Genomic DNA, 7,862 nt, shown 5'->3' on the forward strand with positions numbered 1-7,862 from the left:
CTTTCCTCCTGTTAAGCTCCGCATCAAAATGATGCCAAATCAAGTATTAACCTTCCTCATCTCCTCCGAGGCATGTCCTGACTTTACCTTGGAACTAGACTCTAGAGACCGAGGAACACTTCCCAAGAAGATCCATGACTTAGGAATTCGGCGAAAAGCAAACTGCACCATGAACCAGCTTCCTCCCAGTGCAACTACAAGTCCTCCATAGATGAAGAAAACATAAGTTAGCGATTCCAGGGGAATATGATATCGGAACCTGCGATATATCGCCAGCAATAGCGGATGAATCAAATAAATTGCAAATGACAACTCACCTAAACGATTCAAGAAAGCAACGATCACACGAGGGGCCTTTCGATAAAGCAAAAATGTAGCGTACAACAGAACCAATGCCGATAACATCGTATGAACATTCCATAACAGCTCGTACCACAGCGAATCCGTCCACACCCCAAAATGGCGGGCTACATACCATAGCTGCACATGGATAAAGGCTGCAATTAACCACAAGCTCACTAATAAGGCAGTCCATCTCTTTTGCTTGGCAGCCAGCTCACTCCATGGCTTTATCAGCCACAGCTTCACCTTCTCAAAGTGAATGGCGAGATAAGCACCCATCATATAATAGGCCAGGTAGGAGATCGCCAAGCTCCCTTTTTCAACAATGTGCAGTTCGTACTTATTCCAAAAAATAAAACCCCACTGAAGCGCCAAACCCACCGGTATCGCCCATTTCATTAAGAAGCGGGAACTCTGCAGTACCTTAAGCAGCACTGGAAAAAGCAAATAAAACTGAATGCTAATAAAGACAAAATACAAATGCGCATATGCGGAACCCGAGAATAACGCTCTAGAAAAGCTTAACAAGTTATCTCCAAGGCTCTGCATCAATCGTCCGTTCACATATAGAGTTAGTGCATAATAGCCCATAGAAGCTAGCAAATAAGGCAGTAAGATATACTTTAATCGCCGACGGTAGAAATTAATGATCAAGCTACGTGTCACAGGACGACCATAATAATTATAAAACAATACGAAGCTGCTAAGGAAAATAAATGAGGGCGTACCGAATTTAAAGAAAATGTTAATCCAGTTCAGCCAGTAATAATAAGGTGAATGCAGTGCCTGCTCTCCAGCAGCAAAAGATGAGGCATGCACATGCAGCACTCCTAATATAGCTAGAGCTCTGAAAATATCCAGCTGGGGCAGCCTTTCCTGTCTCACAGTATTCATATTAAATTCCTCTTCTCTACTATGATGGTTGTTCATAGAGACGCTAAGCGGAATGTGGAAACTGAACATACCAGGAAGTCTGCACTTGCTGAATTTACATTCTGATATTTGACGCTGAATGCCTAGCGTGGGATTTACGTGATTACTAAGGTTAATTATACCGCCTATATCCGAATAAAAAACTTAAGAAGATCTTAAAGTTTTCTTAATAAGCTTCTCCAAGACGCAAGAAACCCTGCAGATCCTGCGCTAAAAAAACGCAATATGAAACTGCAGGGTTTACGAAGCATCTTTTACACTTGTTCCGAAGAATCTTCCGATGAAGCTGGGCGTAGCTCTCGCAGTGGATTGCCTCCTACAAAAGAGCCAGCCGCCACATTCTTGTGTACTACTGATCCTGCGGCAACAACTGCCCAATCACCGATGGTTACACCGGGAAGAATCGTTGTATTCGCGCCAATCAATACATTTTCACCAATCACTACTTCTCCCAGGCGATACTCCTTGATTAAATACTCATGCGCCAGAATCGTCGTGTTATAACCGATAATAGAGTTCTCACCCACCGTTATTTTTTCCGGAAAAAATACATCCACCATCGCCATCAGTCCGAAGGAGGTATGCTTGCCTACCTTCATCCCGAGAATCCGACGATAGATCCAGTTCTTTAACGGTAGAATCGGGCAATAACGGGCAATCTGAATAAAAATAAAGTTGCGGACACCCTTCCACGGGCTGACCGTACGGTAAATGTACCAAAGTGAGTTATGACCTTCTACAGGATATCGGGTTACGTTTCTCACGATTCACTCGTTCCTCGCTCCACAATTTCTATAATATCCTTCATGTTATGGATGATATAGTCGGGATCATACTTGCGGAGAGTCTCTTCGCCTTTTAAAGACCACGATACTCCAGCCGCATATACACCAGCAGCTTTTGCTGACTGAATATCAACCGTACTGTCACCCACCATAAGAGTTTTACGAGGATCAACGCCAAGGTTATTGACTGCTGTCAGAACAGGCTCTGGATGTGGCTTTGGTTCAGTAACATCGTTCACCGTCACAATCGTATCCATGTACTTTAGCAAATCAAACATCTCAAGCGATTTAATCGTTGTTGGACGAATTTTTGTAGTCACAATCCCCATTTTAATTCCACGACGTAAGAGCTCTTCCATGGTCTCATTCACTTGAGGAAAGGGACGTACTAACTCATCGTGATGTTCATAATTATAAGAACGGTAGGATTTCTCAAGCGCACCACTTACATCCTCAAGTCCAGAGAAGACTCTCATCTGTTGCTGAAGGGTTGTGCCCATATGCGGAATAATCTCTTCCCTAGTGAGTGGAGCTAGACCATTGTCCTTCAGCGCGTACATAAACGAACTAATAATTAGCTCATTCGTATCGACAATCGTTCCATCTAGATCAAAAAGAACGCACTCTATCATAAGCTTTACTGCTCCTTCTTATCTCCATCCGCAGGCTGTCCTTGCTCAGGTTGAGCCCCGTGACGAGCTTTCTGCGGTGTATTTACTGCGCTTTCAGGCACTATGGTATCTGCTTTGATCGGTTTAGTACATACGATAGGATCAGAATAATGTGCTTTAGGCTCTCCGGTGACCCTACGAATAATGATAAGCAGTACAGCTGCGACGATGATCAGTAGAGCAAGCAGCTGAGAAATACGGATATTTCCATAGCTTGGGTCCAAGTATCCTTGCTCAAAACCTAACCATTCCATCGGTTTCCACAATCCGTTCATAAAGGATGCCAAGCCTGCACTTCCATTAAAGGCCAAGCTGTCTGTACGTATGGCTTCAATGAAGAAACGACCGATGGAATACCATATAAAGTAAGACATGAAGATCTCACCGGCTCGCACAAACTTCTGACGACGAAGAACCATTAGTAGCGCGATACCCAGTAAGCTCCAAAGAGATTCATACAAGAAGGTCGGATGATGAAAAGCATCCCCTATGTACATTTGGTTCACAATGAAGTCCGGTAAATGCAGTTTATCCCGTAAAAAAGACTCTTCAACCACGCTGCCGTATGCCTCTTGGTTGACAAAGTTCCCCCAGCGTCCAATCATTTGACCCGCAAGTAGTCCAGGTGCACAAATATCAACGATACGCCAGAAGGGGTAGCCTTTATAGCGGAAATAAATAATTCCGCAAATAATGGCTCCAATTAACGCACCGTAAATGGCGATGCCACCATTCCAGATCTTAAAGACATCTATTAAATTATCCTTATAATCCTCCCATTTAAACGCTACAAAGTAAATCCGTGCCCCAATAATGGCCGAAGGCACACCTAGCAGCAGCATATCCATAAAGAATTCTTGTGGTATACCAAACCGTTTGCCCTCGCGGATCGCAAGAAATAACCCCGCGAGTGCACCGAAACCTAGTATTAATCCGTACCAGTGTACTTGCAGTGATCCAATTGAGAAGAAAATAGGATTTAGTGCCAATGGGAACATTCTCTCACACTCCTAATCGAGATCATCCATATCTTCAGATATGGTCGCAGTTAGCTTATTCGTGAACTGCAGGGCTGCATTAAAGCCCATTTGTTTCAGGCGATAGTTCATCGCTGCAACCTCTATAATAACTGCAAGGTTACGTCCTGGGCGTACGGGAATCGTTACAAGCGGAACATCTGTGTCAATAATCCGTGTCGTTTCCTCATCAAGTCCAAGTCGATCATACTGCTTGTCTTGCTGCCATGCTTCCAATCTAACAACAAGTGTAATCCGTTTATGATTACGAATGGCACCCGCACCAAAAAGTGTCATTACATTAATGATACCTACTCCACGGATCTCCAGTAAATGACGGATTAACTCAGGGGCTGTACCATGCAGCTGGTTATCTGAAGTCTGACGGATTTCTACAGCATCATCAGCAATCAATCGATGACCGCGTTTTACAAGCTCAAGGGCTGTTTCACTTTTACCAATCCCACTACTACCCGTAATTAGCATACCTACACCATATACATCACAAAGTACGCCATGAATAGTCGCCGTAGGGGCTAATTTTCCTTCTAGGAAGCTCGTCAAACGGCTGGAGAAAATAGTCGTAGCCATCGAGCTGCGAAGCACAGGAAGAGCCTTTTCATTACTTATGTCAATTAACTCCTGAGGCACTTCCAAACCACGTGTAATTACAATACAAGGTGTGTTATCATTACAAATTCCACGAAGTCGACTTTTCCGCTCAGCTTCGGGCAGCATGGAGAAAAAAGCGAGTTCTGTTTTGCCTAGCAATTGAACACGTTCTTCTGGATAATATTCAAAATAACCAGCAATCTCTAGTCCAGGGCGATTCAGGTCATCGACCGTAATGGGTCTCTTTAGACCTTCCTGGCCGGAAATAACCTCTAATTGAAAATGCTGTACCAATTCAGATACTTTTACTTTCTTAGCCATGTAATTTCGTCCTTTCGTCACCTGCGGTATTTGTCCGCTTACTGCGTCCGGTTGGCAGCGATCTCTTTACATTCCGGAGGTAATTCTCCTGCTATCTTAATTGATAACGCTTATGAATGCAATCTTAGCGCCTAACCAAACAGGGGCCATCTAAACAATAAAGCCACCCTTTCGGGTGGCTTTATCAAGAGAGAAAAGATCTTTACAATCTTATCCCAACAAAATGTTAGCTTCGGATTCTTTATCAAAGAAGTGAATTTTGTTCATATCAATAGCCAATTTAGGCTTGCTGCCTTCGCGAGTAGTGGAACGTCCATCTACACGAGCGATTACAGTAGATTTACCAAGGCCGCTCAAGTAAAGGAGCATTTCGTGACCAAGGTTTTCAGTAACATCAACCAATGAAGTGAAGATTGTGTTCGGGGAAGCTTCCAAGAATACTGGCTCTTCATGGATATCTTCTGGACGAACGCCCATGATTACTTCTTTACCGATGTAACCTTTGTTGCGGATGATTTGAGCTTTTCCGCCTGGTACTTCAACATCAAGGTTCTCAGCACGGAAGCGGATAGAACCGCTCACTTCGGACAAAGTACCATTGATAAAGTTCATTGTAGGGGATCCGATAAATCCAGCTACGAACAAGTTTGTAGGTTCATTGTACAACTCTTCAGGGGAAGCTGCTTGTTGAATGATACCATCATACATAACTACGATGCGATCACCCATTGTCATAGCTTCTGTTTGGTCATGCGTTACGTAGATACAAGTAGTTTCAAGGCGCTTAACCAGTTTAGTGATTTCAGCACGCATTTGACCACGAAGTTTAGCATCCAAGTTGGAAAGAGGCTCATCCATCAAGAAGACTTGTGGATCACGTACGATAGCGCGTCCCAAAGCGACACGTTGGCGTTGACCACCGGAAAGCGCTTTTGGTTTACGATCTAGCAAATGCTCGATATCAAGAATTTTAGCAGCTTCGCGAACTTTCTTGTCGATTTCATCCTTCTTCACTTTACGAAGTTTCAAACCGAAAGCCATGTTTTGGTATACGCTCATATGCGGATACAGGGCGTAGGATTGGAATACCATCGCGATATCGCGGTCTTTAGGTGCAACGTCATTAACTACACGATCGCCAATGTACATTTTACCTTCGGAGATTTCTTCCAAACCAGCGATCATACGCAAAGTTGTGGATTTACCGCAACCGGAAGGTCCAACCAATACTAGAAATTCCTTATCTTTAATATCAAGATTGATATCGATTACTGTTGCTTTATCTGAACCCGGGTATTTTTTGAAAATATGCTCTAAACGTACGCCTGCCATTGTATTTCCCCCTCGAGTTAATTATTAATTAGTTAATATAAAAATTCTGTTTCCTTGTACATTTATATTACCCCAGTCGGGACACTATGGCTATTTGTAAGGTTCACAAAAAACCTATTTCCTTTTCGTCACTTTATACAAAAGCATAGTAAGCTTAACAATAGCAGCGTCCCCAAAGCTTCGTACATCTGCTCCGGTCTCTTGTTTTATCTTATCCAGACGATAAAGCAGCGTATTTCGATGGATATACAACTTCTTGGCGGTTTCACTTACATTACAGTCCATCTCAAAAAAGGTCTCCAAAGTCAGCAGCATTTCTTTATCTGATAGTACAGAGGAATAGTCACCAATTTGTCCAAGCAACTGTTTGCGGCGTACATCAGGAATGCTGTTAACCAGACGTTCCAAATGCAGTTCCCAAGGTAAATGAATATACTCTCCTACTTGAAAAATACGACCGAGTACAATCGTCTCCCTGAGCAAAGCTACAGATCCAGTCAATCCCTTAACAGGGACTATAGCCGGAGCTACTGCCAAATGGAATACCCCTACCCATTCACTAGCTATCAGCTCATGTAACCCCATACTAGTCTGTGCTAGAAGATCATCTACACTCTCTTCTTCATCATCCTTATCATCCCCGCCCGTAAGTAATTCTTTTCGAGCTAAAATTAACCATTCCTTCTCTTGAAGGGGAATGAGCAGAATTTCGTTCTCAAAATAGCTACGCAGTAATTTCATCAGTGAACGATAGGAGATCTGTGGACTATGGGCAATCTCACTACTAAGGAGGAATGGAATCATATCTCCGAACAAACGTCCCTTTAGGGTGATCTCATCGGGAATTTCAGTGTCATTCTTCTCTTGCTCTAGCTCCGTGTTCAACCAAGCGCCAAGCTGCCGCGCCTCCACTTCACCTTCTTCTCTAAGCCCTGTAGCTTTAAGTGCAATAGCAAAATTTCGAACTGCATAGTTGACCAGTTGTACTTCCAGAGAGGTGAGCCCCTCCATTTCTACCCAGACAGCGGTTATACGTCCGTCACTCTCATACAAAGGTGCCCAGAGATGACCCTCATGGATTACCAGCTGATCCTGTCCTTCTAATCCCATGCTAAAAAGAGAAGCTGAATGCTGCCTCCCTAACTGCTTGATTCCGGTTCTCTTTCCGGTGAGCTGCTCTAATTTTTTCCGCAATGTCTCACTATCCATAGTCACCATGCTCCACCACTTTTGCTCTTTTCGCCTATTTTAGCATATTCTCTTATATTATGTTAATCGCTACAGTAGCGCGCTACTATAATACAACCATAAAACACAAAAAAAGCCACCACCATAAGGTGATGACTTTCTGTTTGGGATGAGCCATGAAGGACTCGAACCTTCGACACCCTGATTAAAAGTCAGGTGCTCTACCAACTGAGCTAATGGCTCATAAATGGTGGGGGATGATGGATTCGAACCACCGAACACGTACGTGAGCAGATTTACAGTCTGATGCGTTTGGCCACTTCGCTAATCCCCCAGGGAAAAGTGGCTCGAGACGGATTCGAACCGCCGACACGAGGATTTTCAGTCCTCTGCTCTACCGACTGAGCTATCGAGCCATATTAAATTGACATAAAAATAAAGTGGTAGCATTAAACTTCCCACCCTAGTCTTGTGGAAAAAAATGGCGGAACCGACGAGATTCGAACTCGCGATCTCCTGCGTGACAGGCAGGCATGTTAGGCCAACTACACCACGGTTCCGCATGATATAATTACTTGATAAAAATTGGTTGCGGGGGCAGGATTTGAACCTGCGGCCTTCGGGTTATGAGCCCGACGAGCTACCGGGCTGCTCCACCCCGC

General features: G+C 43.8%; 7 protein-coding genes and 4 tRNA genes. All 11 read right to left on the minus strand.

Going from position 1 to position 7,862, the window contains the following annotated elements:
* Positions 1 to 39: 39 nt before the first annotated feature.
* The gene (locus PAENI_RS31460) at positions 40 to 1,236 is read right to left on the minus strand and encodes an acyltransferase (RefSeq protein WP_149647958.1); all 1,197 of its coding nucleotides are present in this window, start codon (positions 1,234 to 1,236) and stop codon (positions 40 to 42) included.
* A 293-nt stretch (positions 1,237 to 1,529) separates the two neighbouring features.
* The gene (locus tag PAENI_RS31465) at positions 1,530 to 2,039 is read right to left on the minus strand and encodes an acyltransferase (RefSeq protein ID WP_179281711.1); all 510 of its coding nucleotides are present in this window, start codon (positions 2,037 to 2,039) and stop codon (positions 1,530 to 1,532) included.
* A complete protein-coding gene (ppaX, locus tag PAENI_RS31470; protein ID WP_076286834.1) occupies positions 2,036 to 2,692 on the minus strand; it encodes a pyrophosphatase PpaX in 657 nt (218 codons plus the stop codon). Before ppaX ends, PAENI_RS31465 begins: the two co-directional genes overlap by 4 nt.
* A 5-nt stretch (positions 2,693 to 2,697) precedes the next feature.
* Positions 2,698 to 3,729, minus strand: coding sequence for a prolipoprotein diacylglyceryl transferase (gene lgt, locus PAENI_RS31475; RefSeq protein ID WP_149647959.1), 1,032 nt, complete (start codon positions 3,727 to 3,729; stop codon positions 2,698 to 2,700).
* Positions 3,730 to 3,741: 12 nt separating this feature from the next.
* Entirely contained in the window at positions 3,742 to 4,680 is a 939-nt protein-coding gene (gene hprK / locus PAENI_RS31480; protein WP_042183988.1) for an HPr(Ser) kinase/phosphatase, read from the minus strand.
* A 210-nt stretch (positions 4,681 to 4,890) separates the two neighbouring features.
* Positions 4,891 to 6,012: an ABC transporter ATP-binding protein gene (locus tag PAENI_RS31485; protein WP_042123255.1), complete on the minus strand. Its 1,122-nt coding sequence runs from the start codon at positions 6,010 to 6,012 to the stop codon at positions 4,891 to 4,893.
* Positions 6,013 to 6,126: 114 nt separating this feature from the next.
* A complete protein-coding gene (locus PAENI_RS31490; RefSeq protein WP_042183986.1) occupies positions 6,127 to 7,221 on the minus strand; it encodes a PucR family transcriptional regulator in 1,095 nt (364 codons plus the stop codon).
* Between the two features lie 149 nt (positions 7,222 to 7,370).
* Positions 7,371 to 7,443: transfer RNA gene (locus tag PAENI_RS31495), tRNA-Lys, on the minus strand.
* A 5-nt stretch (positions 7,444 to 7,448) separates the two neighbouring features.
* Positions 7,449 to 7,534 (minus strand) — tRNA-Tyr (locus tag PAENI_RS31500).
* A gap of 9 nt (positions 7,535 to 7,543) precedes the next feature.
* Positions 7,544 to 7,616 (minus strand) — tRNA-Phe (locus PAENI_RS31505).
* Between the two features lie 66 nt (positions 7,617 to 7,682).
* Positions 7,683 to 7,760: transfer RNA gene (locus tag PAENI_RS31510), tRNA-Asp, on the minus strand.
* Positions 7,761 to 7,862: the final 102 nt, after the last annotated feature.

The organism is Paenibacillus sp. B2(2019), from assembly GCF_008370385.1.
Taxonomy (GTDB): Bacteria; Bacillota; Bacilli; order Paenibacillales; family Paenibacillaceae; genus Paenibacillus_AQ.